Raw genomic sequence first — 19,482 nt, 5'->3', positions numbered from 1 at the left:
GCGTTCCCCCTCATTTTCTAACATTGAGCAAACGTTTGCTTGATTGATTTGCTCAAATCGAAAGGAGAAACTGAGGATGGCTGCAATTGCGAACCCTAAAACACCGGACCAACGCCCGGACAAGCCTACAAACCATGCTCGGAACGCGGGACTACTTTCCATCATTCCGGGACTCGGACAGGTATATAACAAACAATACGCGAAGGCGGTAGCGTTCTTTATCATCGTCGTATCTTATTTTGCTGTTAACTATGATCTATTTTTCAAAGGGGCGGGCGCAGGACCAGGTGACCGTGGAGGACTTTGGGGATTGATCACGCTTGGTGAAGTGCCAGGACCTCGTAACGACCACTCCATCTTCTTGATGGTCGAGGGGATTGTCGCGTTAATTTTACTTTTCTTCGGAATCGCGTTCTATGTTTGGAACATTCGTGACGCCTATCGTGTCGGTCGCGCTCGTGATCAGCATCTAAACCTTCCATCGTTCCAAATGCAACTTCGCAACTTGCGTGACCATGGATTCCCATACTTGATGTTAATCCCATCACTCATTTTGTTAGTGTTTACAGTTATTCTTCCATTGATCTTTACGTTCTTGATTGCCTTCACGAACTATCGCTACAATAACGCACCACCAGCGAAACTCGTCGAATGGGTCGGATTCGAGAACTTCACGCGTATTTTTGAAATCGATATCTTCCGTGACACGTTCGTCGGGGTACTCGGCTGGACGCTTGTCTGGACAGTCGCTTCAACGACAGGTGTCATCGCAATCGGTATCTTCCTTGCGGTACTCTTGAACCAAGAAGGTCTTCGTTTCCGTCGCTTGTTCCGTTCAATCTTGATTTTGTCTTGGGCAGTTCCGGCATTCATCACGATCTTGATCTTCCGTTCAATGTTCAACGAATCGTTCGGGGTGTTCAATACGACAATCTTGCCGGCACTCGGTCTTGACCCAGTCAACTGGATGACCGATCCGACAGCTACACGAACAGCACTCGTTCTCATTCAATGGTGGCTCGGATTCCCGTTCATCATGACGCTCATGACAGGGGTCCTTCAGTCGATTCCTGGTGACTTATATGAAGCGGCGACGATTGACGGAGCAACCATCTTTGATAAGTTCCGTTTGATCACATTGCCGATGCTCTTGTTCGCAACTGCACCGATCTTGATCACGCAGTTCACGTTCAACTTTAACAACTTCAACATCATCTATCTCTTTAATGGCGGTGGCCCTGCTGTACCTGGACAAACGGCCGGCGGTACCGACATCTTGATTTCTTGGATTTACAAATTGTCTCTCGGTGCCAACCCGCAATACGGACTTGCGGCTGCGATTACACTCATCTTGTCATTCTTCATCATGACACTTGCCGTGATCCAGTTCCGTCGGACAAAATCTTTCAAAGACGAGGATATGATCTGATATGAAAAAACAAAAACGAATCAATTTGGCGATCTCGTATGTCATCTTGACGCTTGCGTCGATCATCATTCTCTATCCGATGCTTTGGGTTGTCGGTACATCATTCAACCCGGGGCGTACGATTACGTCAACGATTATTCCAGCGAACCCGACGTTTATTCACTATAAAAACTTGTTTGACCTAACGATTTCGGATTATAGTTTATGGTATGTGAACACGTTGAAAATCGCTTTCATCACGATGGCACTCTCAGTCGTCTTGGTGACGATTACTGGTTACGTCTTCTCACGCTACCGTTTCGTCGGACGGAAGAACTCACTCGTCTTGTTCCTCGTCCTTCAGATGGTGCCACAGTTCGTTGCGATCATCGCGATTTATGTATTGCTCAACATGCTCAACCTTCTTGACACACATACAGCGCTCATCTTGCTCTATGCGGGTGGTGCGATTCCGATGAACACGTACTTGGCGAAAGGGTACTTCGACACGATTCCAAAAGAACTTGACGAAGCAGCCCGCATGGATGGTGCAGGTCACCTCCGAATCTTCTGGCAAATCATCTTGCCGCTTGCGAAGCCGATTGTCGCAACGATTGCTCTCTTTAACTTCATGGGACCATTCAACGACTTTATCTTGGCATCGCTCGTCCTTCGTTCACCAGAGAAACAAACATTGGCAGTTGGTCTTTACAACATGATCTCGAAACAGTTCGATAATAACTTCACGTTATTCGCGGCGGGTGCCGTTCTTTCAGCCCTTCCGATCGTCATCTTGTTCTTCATGTTCCAACGCTACTTCGTTTCTGGCCTTACAGCGGGTGGTACGAAAGGATAATACTCGTAAAAGGAGGAAGCGATATGAGGCGAGGCGTCGTGCTCGTGCTCCTGTCGCTTCTTTTGTTTCCGACCGTCGTCGGTGCAAAGGAAGCTGCTACTTGGGAACAAGAACGCATGTATTTTATTATGGTCGACCGATTTGTTGACGGGAACCCGGACAACAATGAGCAAGTCGACAAAGATGATCCGAAAGCGTTTCATGGCGGGGACATCCGTGGGGTCATCGAAAAGCTCGATTATATCGAGTCACTCGGCTTCACATCGATTTGGTTGACACCCGTTTTTGAAAATATGCCGGACGGCTATCACGGGTATTGGATTAAGGATTTTTATAACATCGACCCGCAATTCGGGACGAAAGAGGACTTACAAGAACTTGTCGCGGAAGCACACAAACGAGACATGAAAGTCATTCTCGACTTCGTTGTCAACCACGTCGGCCCGAACCATCCGTGGGTGGAAGAAAAGCCGGAATGGTTCCACGAACAGCTGCCGATCGTGTTCTGGAAAGACCAGGAGCAAGTCGAGACACACTGGTTATTCGATTTGCCGGACTTTAAAACAGAGGATCCGGAAGTCAAATCGTATTTGATCGACGCGGCGAAGTACTGGATCGAAGAGACGGACATCGATGGCTATCGCCTCGACACGGTCCGTCACGTCGATAAGGCGTTCTGGAAAGACTTTATCGAAGGTGTTCGGTCGGTCGACCCAGACTTTTACTTACTCGCTGAAGTGTTTGATCCGGATCCACAATATGTCGCGCAATATGACGACCTTGGATTCAACAGCATCACGAACTTTACATTCTACGACCGGGTATCAAAAACGATGACGCAACAGCAGGCGAACGTCGATGAAATCGATGTTGCCGCAAGCTATGCCGAAACGTTTTTTAACGACCCGAATCAGATGGCGACGTTCCTCGATAACCATGATGTCGAACGGTTCATGCATATGGCTGAACTCGGCGGCGTGGAATCGGCGGAACGACGGTTACGTCTTGGGTTGTTCGCACTCTATGCGTCACCGGGTATGCCAATCGTCTTCCAAGGGACAGAAAATGCACAGACAGGTGGAGCCGACCCGGCGAACCGTGTCATGACTGAATTCCCGGGAAATGAAGAGTTACACGAATACGTCGCAACGATGAACCGCATGCGTGAAGAGTATCCTGTGTTTGCGACAGGTGAACAGCGTATGATTGCATCGGAGGATGGAATGGCCGTCTTCGAACGGAAAGACGGAGATGACGTCGCGTTATATGCGATCAACATGAACAGTGAGGATCGAGAGATTGAGATCGAGGTCAGTGAAATCGGGGAAGATACAAGACTTCGTGGTCTATTATTCTCACAACTGGTCACAGATCAACGCGGAACGTTTACAATTGAACTATCTGGCGAAAGTGCGAACGCTTACATCGTTGAGGAGTCATCGGTAAATCCGTGGATGATTGGGTTGATCGTCGTCACGATTCCGATTTTCTTGACAGGTTTGGTCATGTGGAAGCGTCGCAAATAAAGATATGACACGCCGAAAGGCACGAATTGAATTCACGGAAGCAGGGGGGAACACCATGCAAATCACAATTAAAGATGTTGCGAAGCACGCGAACGTCGCGCCGTCGACGGTATCTCGCGTCATCGCCAACAGCCCAAGAATCAGTCAGAAGACAAAAGAACGAGTCAGAAGCTCGATGGAAGAGCTCGGTTACCATCCGAACATTCATGCGAGAAGTCTTGCCAACCGCTCGACACAGTCGATTGGTCTCGTCATGCCGAGCGCGGCAACAAAGACGCTTCAAAACCCATTCTTCCCAGAAGTGTTGCGAGGAATCAGTACGAAGGCGCACCAAAACGGTTATTCACTCTATATGACGACCGGTGTGACAGAAGAAGAGGTATTGTCGGGTGTGATCGAGATGGTACAAGGACGCCGTGTCGACGGTGTCATCGTCCTCTATTCACGTGAAGACGACCAAGTCGTCCAATATCTACGTCAGACGAAGTTTCCGTTCGTCGTGGTCGGGAAGCCGTTCGGGGACGCTTCTTCGATTACGTACGTCGATACGGACAACTATTTAGCCGGACGCGAAGTGACGAAGCATCTCTATAACCTAGGTCACCGTCGCATCGCCTTCATCGGGGGATCGGACAAACTCGCCGTGACACAAGACCGCCGGAACGGATACGCGACGGCACTCATGGAAGCGGGCATCCCGGTATGTGAGGACTATATTGCCCGGGCCGAGTTCATGACGAAAGGTGGCGCAAAAGCCGTCCGTGAACTGCTTCAAAATGAAGAGCCACCGACAGCTGTCGTCGTCAGTGATGACATGATGGCACTCGGGGTCATCAGTACACTCAGCGAAATGGGACTCAAGATTCCTGAAGATGTGGCTGTCGTCAGTTTCAATAACGTCTATATCGCCGAACACTCGAACCCGCCGCTCACTTCGGTCGAGATCAACATTTTCGGTCTCGGCTTTGAGGCGACAAATTGCTTGATTGAACAAATTAGCGATAATGCCCCACCATACGGAAAACGTGTCATCGTTCCACACTATTTGGTCGTCCGCCAATCATGTGGACAAAAAAAGAATAAAGCGGAGACGCTCGAATCAAATTCTTAATCGTCTAGACGATCTCGCAAGGAGCGAGGTCGTCTTTTGCATATCCTGTTGATTGAAGTCACCTGAAGTAGGGAACATTTCTCACGAACGGATTGAAACTGAAAGGATGGATTGAGATGAGCGAAAAACGATTTGTCGGAACATACGATACGAAAGAGAACCTGCTTTCTAAAATTAACGAACTGAATGAAAATGGTTATGATGAAGGAGAATTATATGTCGTGACCGAACAGGAAGACGCTGTCCATGTGCTCAAACATGAGACGAACGTAAACGTGGAAAACGGTGACGCGTCTTGGTTAGACAACCTTCAGGACGATACAAGTCAGGGCAAAGATATGAAACAGGCGCTACACGATTTAGGCATCTCAGATGATGAAGTGGGGCAAGCACATGCACAATTGAAACAAGGTGGATATGTGCTCGTCATCGATGAACCAGATACGGGGTTCAATGATGGTCGGAGCGCTCTATTCGAAGGGCACGAAGCGAATGCGGCGTTCGGTGAGGATGAAGAAAATCAAAAGTGATGATCCATTTAGGCTGTCTCCGTGGGAGGCAGTTTTTTTCTCTAAAAAATGTGACGAAAAAAAGAAAGAAAAAGTTTTATGCAAACGATTGCATTCTATCTTCAGTTGTGTAAAATGAAAGGTGAGATTAAATACAGCGCTTTCATAGACAAGCGGTTGCACGAACTTGTTGTCCATCGAAGGTAGCCTTGTAGAGAAAAAGGAGTGGCAGACAGATGAAACGATTGTTTGCAGTCGATGAATGGAAAGTAACAGAAGAAGGTCTTCACCCGAAAGAAAACCGTCTTGCTGAATCGATCACATCGCTCGGAAACGGGCACATGGGAATGCGAGGAAATTTCGAGGAAGATTACTCGAATGATACGCACCAAGGATTCTATGTGGCGGGCGTCTATTACCCGGACAAAACACGTGTCGGTTGGTGGAAGAACGGATATCCTGAATACTTTGCCAAAGTATTGAATGCGACAAACGTCATCGGTCTACGCGTCGCGATTAATGGGACACCTGTCGATTTGGCGAAATGGGACGTGAAGGACTTTACACGTGAATTGGATATGCAGCGTGGTGTCCTCACGCGGACGTTCACATTGATGAACGGGACAGAAGAGACAAACGTAGAAGTCGTCCGTTTCTTCTCCATCGTCGATAAAGAAGTATTAGCGATTCGTTACAACGTCACACCGGTGAACTACGAAGCGAAAATCGAGTTCACGCCATACTTAGACGGCGATGTCGAGAACGAAGATTCGAACTACGATGAGAAGTTCTGGCTCCCGGTCGACCGTGGCATCGAAGAACGCTTCGGTTTCGTGACGACGAAGACGAAAAAACTCGATTGGCACGTCACGGCATCGATGATTGCGGACGTAGAAGGCGCTCGTTGTGAAGTGCTCGAAGCGACAGACCTCTTCGTGGCGAACAAATTCACGGTCAATGTGACTGCCGGCGAGACAGCGACAGCCTATAAATATGTATCTGTCGTGACGAACCGCGACCATGCGATTGAAGACCTTCAATCTGCAGGGATGACACGCGTCGAAGCGGCGTTTGAAAAGGGCTTTGAAACGCTTCTCACTGAACAGACGGAAGCGTGGCTTGCACGCTGGGAAGATGCGGACGTTCGAATCGATGGAGATATCGAAGCGCAACAAGGAATCCGTTTCAACATCTTCAACATGTATCAGACGTATACAGGTGAAGATTCGCGTCTCAACATCGGACCGAAAGGATTCACAGGCGAGAAGTACGGCGGTGCGACGTATTGGGATACGGAAGCCTATTGCCTCCACTTCTACTTGGCGACGACCAAACCAGAGGTCTCATGGAACTTGCTCAAATACCGTCACAATCAATTGCCACAAGCAAAAGAGAACGCTGTGAAGAATGTCGGTATGGAAGGTGCGCTTTACCCGATGGTCACGATGAACGGGGAAGAGTGTCACAACGAGTGGGAGATCACGCATGAAGAGATTCACCGGAACGGTGCAATCGCCCATGCGATCTTCAACTACACGAACTTCACAGGCGACAAGTCTTACCTTGGACAATATGGACTTGAAGTATTGGTCGAAATCTCGCGTTACTGGGCTAGCCGCGTCAACTTTGTGCCACACAAAGACGTGTATATGATCCTAGGCGTCACAGGTCCGAACGAATACGACAATAACGTCAACAACAACTGGTACACGAACTTGATTGCCGCGTGGACGCTCGAGTACACGCAAGAAGTGTATAACTACTTGAAAGAAGCAGAACCTGCACGTCTCGAAGAGCTCGTGTCGACACTTGGCATCACAGACGCTGAACTTGCGAAGTGGGCGGATATCCAAACGAAGATGTACTATCCAAAAGATGACCTCGTGCCAGATGTCTTCATGCAACAGGATGGCTTCATGGATAAAGAGCAGATCTTGGTGAAGGACCTCGATCCGAAACACCTTCCACTTAACCAAAACTGGTCGTGGGATCGCATCCTTCGCTCAAACTTCATCAAACAAGCGGACGTCCTTCAAGGACTCTACACGTTTGGTGATCGCTTCACGCTTGAACAGAAACGTGCGAACTTCGATTTCTATGAGCCACGCACGGTTCATGAGTCGAGCTTGTCACCATGTGTCTATTCGATCATTGCGGCAGAAGTCGGGTATGAGGACAAAGCGGTTGAATTGTATCAACGTTCAGCACGTCTTGACCTCGACAACTACAACAATGATACAGAAGACGGGCTGCACATCACGTCGATGGTCGGCTCATGGATGTCCATCGTTCATGGTTTCGCAGGCATGCGCATCCAGGGGGATCACCTCTCGTTCAGCCCGATGATTCCGAAGGACTGGAACGGTTATTCGTTCAACATGCTCTGGCGTGGCCATCACTTGACGGTCACATCATCACGTGAACAAGTGACAATCCAACAAACAGGTGGTACAGATGTAACGCTTCACGTGTATGGAAATGCAGTAACGGTTCCTGCGAATGAATCGATTACAATTGAAACAGTGAAAGCGTGACCAATTGCTTCATACGAACAAGCCGACCTCGGTCGGCTTGTTTTTGTATGAAAAACTTATCGGATTTCCTGCATATTTGCTGTATGCAGCATGAATAATCTATGTTATCTTGATTCTTAGCTATTTTGAGAAAGGGGAGTTGAAGCTTGACGGAAGCCGTTAAAGAACATACACGAATCGGGGTTGTCTCGATCATCGGAGGATTGTTCGTTGCCTTATCCATGACATTATTTTTAATTCCAGCCGGCGTCTATTCGACAGGATTTACGGGTCTTGCCCAAATCTTGACAGCACTACTAGCTGGTACACCGTTTGAACTAGGGGAAGGGCTCTGGTTCTTTATTCTGAACGCACCACTGCTCGTCGCCAGTTATTTTATGCTCGGGCGGAATATGATGATCCATACGCTCGTCAGTGTCGCCTCGGTTACGTTGTTCATTCGTATGCTTCCGCAATCGCAGCTCCTCTCGGACGACCCGTTATTGAACGCCGTGTTCGGCGGTGTGCTCTTGGCGATCGGATCGGGGATAACGATTCGATACGGTGCCTCGACGGGAGGCTTTGACATTGTCGCGTTGATTCTTGCGAAATTCACGAACAACTCGGTCGGTGTCTACCTCTTCTTGATGAACATGATGATCGCGCTCGCAGCAGGTGCCTTGTTCGGATGGCCGACAGCACTCTATACGATCGTCTTCTTGTATGTGACATCAAAAGTTATCGATGAGATTTACACGAATACGCAGCGTCAGACGCTCTTCATCGTGACGAACCATCCAGATGAAGTGACGAAAGAATTGCATCAACACGTGTTCCGTGGCATCACGCTCATGCCGGCAATCGGCACGTACTCGAAAGTCGAGAAAGCAACGCTCATGATGGTCGCCCAACGACACGAGGTTCGTGAAATCACACGGATTTGTAAAGATGCAGACCCATCGGTTTGGATCAATATCTTGCCGACAGAGGACGTCGAAGGAACGTTCCGTCGCTAAAAAGTAGACGAATTACAAAAAGCACCGACTTTTCTAAGTCGGTGCTTTCGTTATGACTTGATCCCAAGTCTTTCTTCTAAGAAGAGGGCAATCCCGTCATCCATATTTGAAGCCGTCACTTCGTTGGCTACATTCTTCAATTGGTCGATGGCGTTCCCCATCGCGACACCTGTCCCGACATAGTCGAGCATCTCAAGGTCGTTCTCTTCATCACCGAACGCAATGATCTGTTTCCGGTCGATGTTCAAATGTTTCGAGACTTCTTGGAGTCCGAGTGCCTTCGACGTGTTTTTGCTCATGACTTCAATCATGTGCTCCGGCATGCGCCATTGACGGTTCAATACGGCCTCGGCATGAATGTCGTCGAGCTGCGAGCGGACGTGTGCCACGTGGTCTTTTGTCGCGTGAATCAAAAGTGACGTCGGCTCGTCCTGCAAGTGTGTCAACAAGTTCCCAGACGTGACGCTGAGCGCACGTTCTGCATACGGGCTGTAAAACTCTTGCGGGTCTTTTTGGAAATAAACGTGGTCGGTCACTTCGACGACGATGTTATGGGCTTTCGTATCGGCGACCTCTTCAATGATATCGTGTGCGGTCTTGAGCGGAATCGGGCGGTGTGTGACCGCATAATTCGCATCTTTCGGGTGATGCACGAGGGCGCCGTTGAAGTTGACGAGCGGAGTCGTCAATCCCATTTGCTCATAGTACATGATCGAATGGCGCTTTGGACGCCCTGTTGCAATCATGACTTCATGACCAGATTCACGTGCCGCTTGAAGGGCACGGAGATTTCGTTCACTAATGGTTTTATCATCTCTTAATAACGTTCCATCTAAATCAACTGCGATTAAATAACGTGACATCAGTCATCCTCTTTTCTTCACAATGATGTTTCTACGACCGTATCACATTTTTCGATTATACGGAAAGAATATACAATCGAAGTCGCATATTCCATTCGAACAATGCTATACTAATGTCGTATGAATTTTTACGAATCATCTGTGAGATGGAGGGGACGTTCAATGCGTTATTTAGTGACATTGATCTGGGCGATTGTGCTCTCAAATACAGCGGTATTTATCATTTCTGCTGTTGATGGTGTAGAGTTCAACGCGATGCTCGCGACAGGATTTGGCGTGGCCATCACAATCTTCGTTGCACTTCTCGATGTCTTAAACCAAGACATGGGAATCAGCGACGTTGCACAAGAGAAGTAAGCCGTCTACAATCAAACTGACTCGTGCATGAGTCAGTCTTTTTTCTTTATCCAACATAGAGGAGGATCATGCATATGAAAAACCCTGAAAAACGTGCGAATTTTATCACGTTTGCCATTATCGGAGCGATTATCGTCATCGGAATCGGTCTGTTGTTCTTTTTAAACGGAGCCAATGAAGAAGAGGGCGTCAATGCCGTCACTGCAGATGAATTGCAGCAACAGTTAGACCAGGACGGCGAGGTCGTCGCTTACTTCTGGCAAACAGGTTGTGAATATTGTGAGCAAGTGAAACCGTATGTTGAACCGCTCATCGAAGAATACGATGCGGTCTCAATCAACTTGGCAGACCATAACGTATGGGAAACATACGGCATCAATGGAACACCGACGATCATCCGATTCGAAGATGGAAAAGAAGTCGGTCGCATTGAAGGTGCGGTCTCTGAACAACAATACGAAACATTCTTTAAAAATGAGGAGGCAAAAGAGGAATGAAGCGTCGTTTCTACCAAACGTTATTTGAGTTGAACGCCTCGCCTTGGATTGCCACACGCCTCAAACGCTTTGCGGAATCAAGCGTGAGTCGCCACTTGATTCCTTCGTTTGCCAAAGTGTATGACATTGCGGTGGAGGAAGCAGAACAACCGCTTCATGCCTATCCGTCGCTCCATGCATTTTTTACACGCCATTTGAAGCCGGGAGCGCGTGCGATCGATGAGTCTTCCGAGTCACTCGTTTCACCGTGTGACGGAAAGTTATCGGTCATCGAATCGATCTCAGAGGATAGCCGTTTTGAGGTGAAAGGTCAGTCGTATACACTTGCGGAATTACTTGGTTCTCAACAAGAGGCGAGACGTTATGCAGGTGGAACGGTCGTCGTCCTGTACCTCAGTCCGCGCGATTATCACCGCGTCCATACGCCTCTCTCGGGTCGCGTGCTCAGTCACTATGAACTTGGGGACCGCTCGGCACCCGTAAACGAGCTTGGATTGACGGAGACGGTGAGACCCCTCTCTCGTAACTACCGTCGTGTGACACGCTTTGACAGTCCAGCTGGGACGTATGAGCATATCATGGTCGGTGCCTTGAACGTGAACACGATTGAGTGGACACTTGAGGGCGATCAAGCGGAGAAAGGGCAAGAAGTCGGATACTTCTCATTCGGTTCGACTGTCGTGCTTTGTTTTGAGAAAGATGCGATTCAAATGGACCATGAAAAAATGGGTCCGGTTCGACTCGGTGACGTCATCGGGACGATCAAATCCAACTAATTTTGTATCAATTTTCTTCCGACCGAACGATAGACTAGTCGTTTGGTCGGTTTTCGTTTACCATAGAAGGGATATCAATACTTGTATAAGTAGTTGAATCGTTTAGCTAATTGGAGGAATTTTACGTGTTTAATCGACTTTATCCGAAACAGTTCGTCGCGACTGTGTTTGACATCGACTTACAAGAATTGAAAGACCGTGGGGTACGTGTCATTTTGACCGACCTTGATAATACACTCGTGGCCTGGGATGTTCCGCATGCGCCTGAGCTTTTATTGATGTGGCTTGAAAAAGTAAAATCATACGGTTTCGATGTGATTGTCGTATCAAATAATAACGAGAACCGTGTACGAACGTTTACGGAGCCGCTCGGTCTTCATTATGTCGCTCGTGCCAAGAAGCCGTTACCATCCGGTTTCAAAGAGGCGCTCGCAAAATACGGCTATTCACCGAAAGAAGCCATTTTCTTAGGGGATCAGTTGTTTACGGACGTACTCGGTGCGAATATGGCCGGCATCCATGTCATCCACGTTCAACCGGTCGTCAAAACGGACGGGCTCGTCACGAAATTCAACCGGATGCTTGAGAAGGTTGTCTTTGCGCATATGAAGCGTCGCGGGAAGTATGTATTGATCACGAAAAAAGTGGAAGAGCTTGCTGTCGACGCACAGCGGGCGAAAGTTGCGGTCGCTGAAAAAATCGGCGAAGCGATGCATCCACATTCCAAAGATTCACATAAAAAAGATGAATAAGACCTCGAACGCACAGGAAGAAGGAGGCTGCCCATGTACGGCGACCAAGGCGTCGGAATTAACGCTTCAGGAGTAGCAGCGAGGTGCTACGGCGAATGAAGAAGGGGAAACCTGAACGGCAGTAAGCACAACTATGGAAGAAACCAAACGATATTGCGCTGGGTGCGGCGTAGCCATCCAAACGGAAGACCCGAACGGGGTCGGCTATGCACCAAAATCGGCACTTGACCGAGAAATCGTCATTTGCCAACGTTGCTTCAAATTGAAGCATTACAACCAAGTTCAAGACGTCGAGTTGTCAGATGATGACTTCTTGCGCATCTTGAACGGCATCAGTTCAAAAGAGGCACTCGTCATCAAGATTGTCGATATTTTCGACTTCAATGGCAGTTGGCTTCCAGGCCTACAACGCTCAGTCGGGTCGAACCCGGTCCTCTTAGTCGGGAACAAGGTGGACTTGTTGCCGAAATCCGTCAATCCGAACCGGATGGCGAACTGGATGAAGGCTGAAGCGAAAGAGCTCGGCTTGAACCCGATTGACGTTCATTTGATCAGTGCGAAAAAAGGACACGGCATCGATGAACTCGCAGAGAAGATTGAATATTACCGAAAAGGCAAAGACGTCTTTGTCGTCGGTTGTACGAACGTCGGGAAATCGACACTCATCAACCAGGTAATCAAACGTTTCGGTGAAGAGGATGAAGCCATCATCACTGTCAGTCATTTCCCGGGAACGACGCTTGACTTGATCGATATCCCGCTTGATGATGATGCGAACTTGTACGATACACCAGGGATCATCAACCGTCATCAAATGGCGCATTACGTCGATGCGAAAGATTTGAAGACAATTACGCCGAAAAAAGAAATCAAGCCACATGTGTTCCAATTAAACCCGCAACAGACGCTCTACTTTGGCGGTTTGGCACGCTTGGATTACTTGGAAGGCAATAAACGATCGTTCGTCATCTATATGTCGAACGAGTTGAAAGCACACCGTACGAAACTCGAACGCGCGGATGAGCTCTATGACCAGCATATTGGGAAAATGCTCAATCCACCGAACGAGAAGACGCTCGAAATCTTACCACCACTCGTACGCCATGAATTCAGCTTACGAGACGGTGTGAAGACAGACATCGTGTTCAGTGGCCTCGGATGGGTCGCGATTCACGGTAAGGGCGGTCGCATTGCGGCTTGGGCTCCGAAAGGCGTCGCAGTCACACTCCGCGAGGCGCTCGTATGAATCTGGCTGTCATCGGCCACCCGATTGCTCATTCGCTCTCTCCCCAGCTGCACGAGCAGTGGTTGAGGGCGTCTGGGCTTTTCGGGCGTTATGAGGCCATTGACGCAATGACGAGCGACTTACCAGCACTGTTCGAAGCGATGCGGGACGGAGAATGGGACGGATTCAACGTCACCATTCCGTATAAAGAAGCAGTCGTTCGTTACGTCGATGAACTCGATGAGGCAGCGAAACTTGCCGGTGCCGTCAACACGGTGTATAAGCGAGACGGACGCCTTGTCGGAACGAATACAGACGGTGCAGGGCTCGTTCAAGCACTGACACCGTTCACCGATTGGACAGGACAAGTCCTCGTCATCGGTGCAGGTGGGGCTGCGCGTGGAATCGTACAGGCACTACCGACGCGTCAGGTGACGATTGTCAATCGGACAGTCGAACGGGCAAAAGAACTCGCAGACGTGTTCGATGTCACGTACACGACGTTCGAAAAGGTCGACGTCTCGCAATATGAGGTCATCATTCAGACCACTTCTGTCGGCATGGACAAGAGCTCGACACCACTTTCATTAGAAGGACTACGACAAAACACGGTCGTTTGTGATATCATATATCGTCCACTTGTCACCCCGATGCTTCGTGAAGCGAAACATCGCGGGGCCATCATTGTGACAGGGGTAGCCATGTTTGTCGGGCAAGGCGCGCTCTCGTTCGAAAAATGGACGGGCGTGAAACCGGACGAAACCATCGGAAAAAAGTTAATCGAAGGATTATTGGAGGAATAATATACTATGCTATCAGGTAAACAAAAACGCTTTTTACGCGCAGAAGCGCACCATCTCTCACCAATCTATCAAGTTGGGAAGAATGGGGTCAGCGAAGCGATGTGCAAAGATATCGTGGACGCACTCGAAAAACGCGAATTGATCAAAGTTCAAGTACTTCAAAACTGCATGGACACGCCAAAAGACGTGGCCGGCGAATTATCAGAAGGTACAAAAGCTGAGGTTGTTCAAGTCATTGGTAAAGTCATCGTCTTATACAAAGAGGCGACTGAGAAAGAAAATCGCCAAATCAAACTCCCATGAGCCGCATCGGTTTGATGGGGGGCACGTTCGACCCGCCGCATCTCGGACATCTGTTGATCGCCGAACAAGCTCGCGAACAACTTGAGCTCGATGAAGTCTGGTTTTTACCGGCTGCGATTCCGCCACACAAGGTCGGCTTCAGCTCGGCAGACCATCGAATCGAGATGACCCGCCGCGCCATTCAAGGTCAGTCAGACTTCAAGCTGAACTTGATTGAATTTGAACGGAGTGAGCCGTCTTATACGGTGGAAACGATGAAACGGTTAATCGAACAGCATCCAGACGATACGTTCTATTTCTTGATTGGAGCGGATTCACTCGTCGCACTCGAGTCGTGGCACGACTATGAGACACTTATCCGTCTCGTCGCATTCGGTGCTGTCGCTCGTCCTGGGACGCGTTACTTGATCCCGGAGAAGGCGGACGTTCGTCCGATCGATATGCCACAACTTGAGATTTCGTCCACCGATATTCGAGAGCGGGCGAAGCGAGGCAAATCCATCAAATATTTGGTCCCGGCACTCGTCGAGACGTATGTGAAGGAGCATAAGCTGTATGACGTTTGAAGAAGCGCATGAGTTGATTAAACAGACGCTACCAGAAAAACGCTATATCCATACGCTCGGTGTCGTCGAGACGGCAGAGCGGATGGCGGTTCAGTACGGCGAGAACGTCGAAGAGGCTCGTCTAGCAGCAATGCTTCATGACTACGCCAAGTACTTTGACACGGAAGAGATGCGTCAAGTCGTCATCGAAGAGGGACTTGATTCAAGCCTTCTTGAGTACGGGGACGAGTTGTTGCATGCGCCGGTCGGTGCGATCTTGCTTGCTCGTCAGTATGAACTCGATGAAACCGTACTATCGGCAATTCGGAATCATACGACGGGAGAGCCTGGGATGTCTCGTCTCGATCAAATTCTGTTCGTGGCCGATGCCATCGAACCGAATCGCAATTATCCAGGGGTTGATCGCCTGCGAATAGAGGCAGCGCATTCGCTCGAAGGGGCGGTTGTCGCGACACTGCGCCAAACGATTGAATTTTTATTGAAGAAGTCGGTGCGCATTTTTCCACTGACGATTGAAACGTATAATGATTTTGTGAATACACCTTAGGAGGGTCAATATGACTGCAAGAGAAGAATTAGAATTGATTGTTAAAGCGGCTGACGATAAACGTGCCGAGGAAATCGTTGTACTCGACATGGAAGGTATCTCGCCGATCGCGGATTACTTCGTCATCTGTCACGGGAACTCGGAGAAGCAAGTCGAAGCAATCGCGCGTGAGATCAAAGATGTCGCTGGCGAAAACGACCTACCACTCCACAAGTTTGAAGGAATGGATACGGCACGTTGGGTACTTGCTGACCTCGAGAACGTCGTCGTCCACATCTTCCATCGTGACGACCGTGATTACTACAACCTAGAGAAATTGTGGGCTGACGCGCCGCACGTCGAAGTGGAAGTCGGCTAATGGCATACGAAGGATTCGCCTATGTATACGACGAGTTAATGAAAGACGCGCCGTATGATGAGTGGGTCGCTTTCGTGCGTCGTCACGTCCAAGATGGCGCGACACTCGCGGATGTCGGATGTGGGACAGGATCGGCTACGATTCGCCTCGCCGAACATTACGACGTGATGGGGATCGACTTATCGGAGTCGATGCTCGAAGTCGCACAAGAAAAGGCACTTGAAGCAGAAATCGAGTTGCCACTTTGGGAACAAGATATGCGTGAGTTGGAATTACCGGAACCGGTCGATGCGGTGACGATCCTCTGTGACTCACTCTGCTACCTGCGGGATGAGGCAGATGTGATCGACACGTTCGAATCTGTCTACAACCAACTCAAACCGGGCGGGCTGTTCATCTTTGATGTCCATGCGCCGAATAAGATGCAGACGCTCTTCAACCAAAAGACGTACGCGTCAAACGGGGAAGAGTGCTCGTATATCTGGTTTGCCGACCCAGGAGAGGCACCGCTCTCAGTCATTCACGATTTAACGTTCTTCGTCGCGCTTGAAGACGGAACGTACGAACGGATCGAGGAGACGCATGAACAACGGACATATGAACCAGGGCAGTACATGCAATGGTTGATTGGTGCCGGATTCCACGTCAAATCGGTCACATCAGATTTCACCGAACATGCACCGGGAGCGGATGCCGAGCGCATCTTCTTTGTAGCCCAAAAATAAGCAAATCCCCGATTCGTCAAGAATCGGGGATTTTTTTGTCGTTCTTATGCTTCGTGGCTAAACTGCCATTGGACACCGAACTGATCTTCGAGCATACCATACGCTTTGCTCCAAAACGTCTCTTGAAGCGGCATCAAGACACGGCCGTTCACCGCTAGCGCTTCGAACTCACGGTGGATGGCATCGAGGTCGTCCGTGACGACGGCGAGTGTGACATTGTCCCCGAACGTGACCGGTCCGTCAGGCATCGCATCAGAAAACATGAGCGATGAGCCGTGAATCGATAGTCGGGTATGCAGCACGAGATTGGCCATTTCACTCGGAACCGGTTGACCGTCTGGACCAGGTTGGTCACCGAACGTCATGATGTCTGGAGCGGCATGGTTGAATACGTCCGCATAGAAGTTCACGGCGTCGCGGCAATTCCCATTAAAGTTGAGATACGGATTGATCGGCATAGCAAGTTCCTCCTCAGATTCATAATACTAATTATAGAACGTATGTTCGCAAAATACAAGCGAGTCCAATTAAATTCGATTGTGTGGTTGAACGCGATTGAGAGTTGGGAATAAAGCTTATAGAGAACAAACTAGACGAAAGAAGGCGAAGTAACATGAAGCTCTCGAAAGGGCGTATCCTCGAATTCGGATTCGTCTTGTTCATGACGGTCATGCTCGTGACATCAATCATTGAAGAATCCTGGTTCGATGCAAGTGTGGCGGGAGCCGGGATCATCTCTGGTCTCATCCCGTTTTTCATTGAGAAGATGTTCAAAACAGAGCTCGATAGCAAGATGAAGGTCGCATATATCCTGTTCTTATTTGCCTCACAGTATTTAGGGTCCATCGTCGGGCTGTACGGGAACGGCTGGTGGGACACATTCCTTCATCTTTTGAGCGGTATCTTTCTCGCATTTTTAGGGTTCGACTTTTTCAGTCGACTCGATGACGACATTCGAACCGAAATTCCGAAACGATTTTTATTCGTCTATATCGTCGTCTTTTCTATGGCTGGTGCGGCGCTTTGGGAGATGTATGAATTTACATCCGACGTCGTCTTAAACACAACGATGCAAGGGAACGGGAACGACGATACGATGGTCGACATCATCGCTGGGTCACTTGGTGGAGTGCTCGCCGCGTTCTTCGTCGTCACGCTTCATCAACGTGAAAAAGCCAAACAAAAGAGACACATGAAAAAAAGTTCGTGATTCACGAGCTTTTTATTTGTAATCATTCTAATATTTTATTAATATCAACATTGTAATGATTATAAATAATGGGAGGCAATCATATGGATCAACACCGTCAACTAACTACTAACCAAGGCGCACCAATCGGGGATAACGCCAACTCCATTACTGCGGGTCGTCGGGGCCCGACGCTTCTCGAAGACTACCAACTAATTGAGAAATTAGCGCATTTCGACCGTGAACGCGTACCAGAACGCGTCGTTCACGCGAGAGGGGCAGGGGCGCATGGTGTCTTCACTGTAAAAAATAGTATGAAACGATATACGAAAGCCGCATTCTTGCAAGAGGAGGGGCAAGAGACGCCTGTGTTTGCACGTTTCTCGACCGTTATCCACGGCTTAGGTTCACCAGAAACGCTTCGTGATCCACGTGGTTTCGCCGTCAAGTTTTATACGGAAGAAGGGAACTATGATTTCGTCGGAAACAACTTGCCGGTCTTCTTCATCCGTGACGCGATTAAATTCCCGGACGTGATTCACTCGCTCAAACCGGACCCACAAACAAACCTTCAAGACCCAGACCGCTTCTTTGACTTCATGTCGCTCACACCGGAATCAACAAACATGCTTCTTCATTTATTCAGTGACGAAGGCATTCCGGCATCGTATCGCCATATGCGCGGATCATCCGTCCATTCCTTCAAATGGGTGAATGAATTCGGCAACACGGTGTACATAAAGATGCGCTGGGTACCGAAGCAAGGCATTCAAAACTTGTCGATGGAAGAAGCTGCGAAAATCCAGGCGGAAGACTTCAACCACGCAACTCGTGACTTGTTCAACGCGATTGAGCAAGGAGACTATCCGGAATGGGATCTATATGTACAAATCTTAGACCCGGCGGACATGGACAACTTCGACTTCGATCCGCTCGATGCGACGAAAGATTGGTTCGAAGACGTCATCCCGTATCAATTGGTCGGAACGATGACGCTCAACAAGAACGTCGACAACTTCTTCGCTGAGACAGAGTCTGTCGGCTTCAACCCGGGTGTTCTCGTTCCAGGAATCCAGCCGTCGGAAGACAAGATGCTTCAAGGACGTCTCTTCTCGTATTCAGATACGCAACGTCATCGCATCGGACCGAACTATCTTCAACTTCCGATCAACTGCCCGTTCGCTCAAGTCGCGAACAACCAGCGAGACGGGGCGATGCCGTTCAAGCAACAGACGAGTCCGGTCAACTACGAGCCGAACCGCTATGAAGACGCGCCGAAGCCGAATGCGGATTACATCGAAACGCCGCAACCAATCACAGGCGTGACGGGTCGCCAGAAGATTGAGAAGACGAACGACTTCGGTCAGGCCGGAGAAGTGTATCGCCGTTATTCTCAAGAAGAGAAGGACGCGCTTATCCGTAACCTCGTTGCCCACATCAAAGAAGTTCGTCATGAGAAGACGGTTCTCCTCTTGATCTGCAACTTCTATCGTGCGGACCGTGAACTCGGGGAACGTCTCTCGAACGAGTTGAACGTTGATCTCGCACCATTCTTGAACCAAATGTCGAACTAAACGAGTAG

At 49.1% G+C, this 19,482-nt stretch carries 22 protein-coding genes; 20 read left to right on the top strand and 2 right to left on the bottom strand.

The genetic code is table 11. The annotated features are described in order from the left end of the window. Window positions 1-76: 76 nt before the first annotated feature. The 7 genes from KNO92_RS09525 (at window position 77) to KNO92_RS09495 (ending at window position 8,939) form a co-directional block, all read left to right on the top strand. Complete coding sequence (locus tag KNO92_RS09525) at window positions 77-1,429, top strand: sugar ABC transporter permease (RefSeq protein WP_214696115.1); 1,353 nt, start codon at window positions 77-79, stop codon at window positions 1,427-1,429. A gap of 1 nt (window position 1,430) precedes the next feature. Further along, window positions 1,431-2,264, top strand: coding sequence for a sugar ABC transporter permease (locus KNO92_RS09520; RefSeq protein WP_074037639.1), 834 nt, complete (start codon window positions 1,431-1,433; stop codon window positions 2,262-2,264). Window positions 2,265-2,287: 23 nt separating this feature from the next. Then, the gene (locus tag KNO92_RS09515) at window positions 2,288-3,790 is read left to right on the top strand and encodes an alpha-amylase family glycosyl hydrolase (RefSeq protein ID WP_214696111.1); all 1,503 of its coding nucleotides are present in this window, start codon (window positions 2,288-2,290) and stop codon (window positions 3,788-3,790) included. Between the two features lie 55 nt (window positions 3,791-3,845). Further along, the gene (locus tag KNO92_RS09510; protein ID WP_214696110.1) at window positions 3,846-4,901 is read left to right on the top strand and encodes a LacI family DNA-binding transcriptional regulator; all 1,056 of its coding nucleotides are present in this window, start codon (window positions 3,846-3,848) and stop codon (window positions 4,899-4,901) included. A 116-nt stretch (window positions 4,902-5,017) separates the two neighbouring features. After that, the gene (locus tag KNO92_RS09505; protein WP_214696108.1) at window positions 5,018-5,431 is read left to right on the top strand and encodes a YflT domain-containing protein; all 414 of its coding nucleotides are present in this window, start codon (window positions 5,018-5,020) and stop codon (window positions 5,429-5,431) included. Between the two features lie 215 nt (window positions 5,432-5,646). Continuing rightward, complete coding sequence (locus tag KNO92_RS09500) at window positions 5,647-7,944, top strand: glycoside hydrolase family 65 protein (RefSeq protein ID WP_214696106.1); 2,298 nt, start codon at window positions 5,647-5,649, stop codon at window positions 7,942-7,944. Between the two features lie 146 nt (window positions 7,945-8,090). Next, entirely contained in the window at window positions 8,091-8,939 is an 849-nt protein-coding gene (locus KNO92_RS09495) for a YitT family protein (protein WP_214761056.1), read from the top strand. A 50-nt stretch (window positions 8,940-8,989) separates the two neighbouring features. Here the strand turns inward: KNO92_RS09495 and KNO92_RS09490 are convergent, their stop codons facing one another. Beyond that, entirely contained in the window at window positions 8,990-9,802 is an 813-nt protein-coding gene (locus tag KNO92_RS09490) for a Cof-type HAD-IIB family hydrolase (RefSeq protein ID WP_214696101.1), read from the bottom strand. 162 nt (window positions 9,803-9,964) lie between these two features. Here KNO92_RS09490 and KNO92_RS09485 point away from each other — a divergent pair, with 162 nt between their 5' ends. From KNO92_RS09485 to KNO92_RS09435, 11 genes are all read left to right on the top strand, one after another. Then, a complete protein-coding gene (locus KNO92_RS09485; protein ID WP_074032676.1) occupies window positions 9,965-10,159 on the top strand; it encodes a YjzD family protein in 195 nt (64 codons plus the stop codon). Window positions 10,160-10,233: 74 nt separating this feature from the next. Then, a complete protein-coding gene (locus KNO92_RS09480) occupies window positions 10,234-10,656 on the top strand; it encodes a thioredoxin family protein (protein ID WP_214696100.1) in 423 nt (140 codons plus the stop codon). Continuing rightward, window positions 10,653-11,432: a phosphatidylserine decarboxylase gene (locus tag KNO92_RS09475; protein ID WP_214696097.1), complete on the top strand. Its 780-nt coding sequence runs from the start codon at window positions 10,653-10,655 to the stop codon at window positions 11,430-11,432. Before KNO92_RS09480 ends, KNO92_RS09475 begins: the two co-directional genes overlap by 4 nt. Before the next feature lie 125 nt (window positions 11,433-11,557). Then, on the top strand, window positions 11,558-12,184 hold the full coding sequence (locus KNO92_RS09470; RefSeq protein WP_214696095.1) for a YqeG family HAD IIIA-type phosphatase: 627 nt from the start codon (window positions 11,558-11,560) through the stop codon (window positions 12,182-12,184). Window positions 12,185-12,317: 133 nt separating this feature from the next. Continuing rightward, entirely contained in the window at window positions 12,318-13,430 is a 1,113-nt protein-coding gene (gene yqeH / locus KNO92_RS09465; protein ID WP_015880995.1) for a ribosome biogenesis GTPase YqeH, read from the top strand. Then, window positions 13,427-14,212, top strand: a complete 786-nt coding sequence (gene aroE, locus KNO92_RS09460; protein WP_214761054.1) for a shikimate dehydrogenase — start codon at window positions 13,427-13,429, stop codon at window positions 14,210-14,212. The genes yqeH and aroE overlap by 4 nt, the downstream gene beginning before the upstream one ends. Before the next feature lie 6 nt (window positions 14,213-14,218). After that, window positions 14,219-14,515, top strand: coding sequence for a ribosome assembly RNA-binding protein YhbY (gene yhbY, locus KNO92_RS09455; RefSeq protein ID WP_074032681.1), 297 nt, complete (start codon window positions 14,219-14,221; stop codon window positions 14,513-14,515). Then, window positions 14,512-15,081: a nicotinate-nucleotide adenylyltransferase gene (locus KNO92_RS09450; RefSeq protein WP_214696089.1), complete on the top strand. Its 570-nt coding sequence runs from the start codon at window positions 14,512-14,514 to the stop codon at window positions 15,079-15,081. The genes yhbY and KNO92_RS09450 overlap by 4 nt, the downstream gene beginning before the upstream one ends. After that, complete coding sequence (gene yqeK / locus KNO92_RS09445) at window positions 15,071-15,628, top strand: bis(5'-nucleosyl)-tetraphosphatase (symmetrical) YqeK (RefSeq protein ID WP_214761051.1); 558 nt, start codon at window positions 15,071-15,073, stop codon at window positions 15,626-15,628. Before KNO92_RS09450 ends, yqeK begins: the two co-directional genes overlap by 11 nt. A 10-nt stretch (window positions 15,629-15,638) precedes the next feature. Continuing rightward, window positions 15,639-15,986: a ribosome silencing factor gene (gene rsfS, locus KNO92_RS09440; protein WP_074032684.1), complete on the top strand. Its 348-nt coding sequence runs from the start codon at window positions 15,639-15,641 to the stop codon at window positions 15,984-15,986. Further along, on the top strand, window positions 15,986-16,711 hold the full coding sequence (locus KNO92_RS09435) for a class I SAM-dependent DNA methyltransferase (protein WP_214761049.1): 726 nt from the start codon (window positions 15,986-15,988) through the stop codon (window positions 16,709-16,711). Before rsfS ends, KNO92_RS09435 begins: the two co-directional genes overlap by 1 nt. A gap of 44 nt (window positions 16,712-16,755) precedes the next feature. Here KNO92_RS09435 and KNO92_RS09430 read toward each other — a convergent pair whose 3' ends face one another. Continuing rightward, window positions 16,756-17,169, bottom strand: a complete 414-nt coding sequence (locus KNO92_RS09430) for a VOC family protein (RefSeq protein WP_214761047.1) — start codon at window positions 17,167-17,169, stop codon at window positions 16,756-16,758. A gap of 155 nt (window positions 17,170-17,324) precedes the next feature. Between KNO92_RS09430 and KNO92_RS09425 the strand changes: the two genes are divergently transcribed. Continuing rightward, a complete protein-coding gene (locus KNO92_RS09425) occupies window positions 17,325-17,921 on the top strand; it encodes a DUF2238 domain-containing protein (protein ID WP_214761045.1) in 597 nt (198 codons plus the stop codon). An 83-nt stretch (window positions 17,922-18,004) separates the two neighbouring features. Next, entirely contained in the window at window positions 18,005-19,474 is a 1,470-nt protein-coding gene (locus tag KNO92_RS09420; RefSeq protein WP_214761043.1) for a catalase, read from the top strand. Window positions 19,475-19,482 lie beyond the last annotated feature (8 nt).

This window comes from Exiguobacterium sp. s129 (assembly GCF_018617585.1).
In the GTDB taxonomy this organism is placed as follows: domain Bacteria; phylum Bacillota; class Bacilli; order Exiguobacteriales; family Exiguobacteriaceae; genus Exiguobacterium; species Exiguobacterium aestuarii_A.
Note: the sequence above shows the minus strand (reverse complement) of the source record. Positions and strands in the feature narration are given on the sequence as shown.

Bases quoted from the DNA above. Each gene is read 5' to 3' on its own strand.
- KNO92_RS09435 (WP_214761049.1), top strand. From the start codon at position 15,986: ATGGCATACGAAGGATTCGCCTATGTATACGACGAGTTAATGAAAGAC.
- KNO92_RS09420 (WP_214761043.1), top strand. From the start codon at position 18,005: ATGGATCAACACCGTCAACTAACTACTAACCAAGGCGCACCAATCGGG.
- yhbY (WP_074032681.1), top strand. From the start codon at position 14,219: ATGCTATCAGGTAAACAAAAACGCTTTTTACGCGCAGAAGCGCACCAT.
- KNO92_RS09525 (WP_214696115.1), top strand. From the start codon at position 77: ATGGCTGCAATTGCGAACCCTAAAACACCGGACCAACGCCCGGACAAG.
- KNO92_RS09450 (WP_214696089.1), top strand. From the start codon at position 14,512: ATGAGCCGCATCGGTTTGATGGGGGGCACGTTCGACCCGCCGCATCTC.
- KNO92_RS09505 (WP_214696108.1), top strand. From the start codon at position 5,018: ATGAGCGAAAAACGATTTGTCGGAACATACGATACGAAAGAGAACCTG.
- KNO92_RS09515 (WP_214696111.1), top strand. From the start codon at position 2,288: ATGAGGCGAGGCGTCGTGCTCGTGCTCCTGTCGCTTCTTTTGTTTCCG.
- KNO92_RS09430 (WP_214761047.1), bottom strand. From the start codon at position 17,169: ATGCCGATCAATCCGTATCTCAACTTTAATGGGAATTGCCGCGACGCC.
- KNO92_RS09485 (WP_074032676.1), top strand. From the start codon at position 9,965: ATGCGTTATTTAGTGACATTGATCTGGGCGATTGTGCTCTCAAATACA.
- rsfS (WP_074032684.1), top strand. From the start codon at position 15,639: ATGACTGCAAGAGAAGAATTAGAATTGATTGTTAAAGCGGCTGACGAT.
- KNO92_RS09480 (WP_214696100.1), top strand. From the start codon at position 10,234: ATGAAAAACCCTGAAAAACGTGCGAATTTTATCACGTTTGCCATTATC.
- KNO92_RS09425 (WP_214761045.1), top strand. From the start codon at position 17,325: ATGAAGCTCTCGAAAGGGCGTATCCTCGAATTCGGATTCGTCTTGTTC.
- KNO92_RS09520 (WP_074037639.1), top strand. From the start codon at position 1,431: ATGAAAAAACAAAAACGAATCAATTTGGCGATCTCGTATGTCATCTTG.
- KNO92_RS09510 (WP_214696110.1), top strand. From the start codon at position 3,846: ATGCAAATCACAATTAAAGATGTTGCGAAGCACGCGAACGTCGCGCCG.
- yqeH (WP_015880995.1), top strand. From the start codon at position 12,318: ATGGAAGAAACCAAACGATATTGCGCTGGGTGCGGCGTAGCCATCCAA.
- yqeK (WP_214761051.1), top strand. From the start codon at position 15,071: ATGACGTTTGAAGAAGCGCATGAGTTGATTAAACAGACGCTACCAGAA.
- aroE (WP_214761054.1), top strand. From the start codon at position 13,427: ATGAATCTGGCTGTCATCGGCCACCCGATTGCTCATTCGCTCTCTCCC.
- KNO92_RS09475 (WP_214696097.1), top strand. From the start codon at position 10,653: ATGAAGCGTCGTTTCTACCAAACGTTATTTGAGTTGAACGCCTCGCCT.
- KNO92_RS09500 (WP_214696106.1), top strand. From the start codon at position 5,647: ATGAAACGATTGTTTGCAGTCGATGAATGGAAAGTAACAGAAGAAGGT.
- KNO92_RS09490 (WP_214696101.1), bottom strand. From the start codon at position 9,802: ATGTCACGTTATTTAATCGCAGTTGATTTAGATGGAACGTTATTAAGA.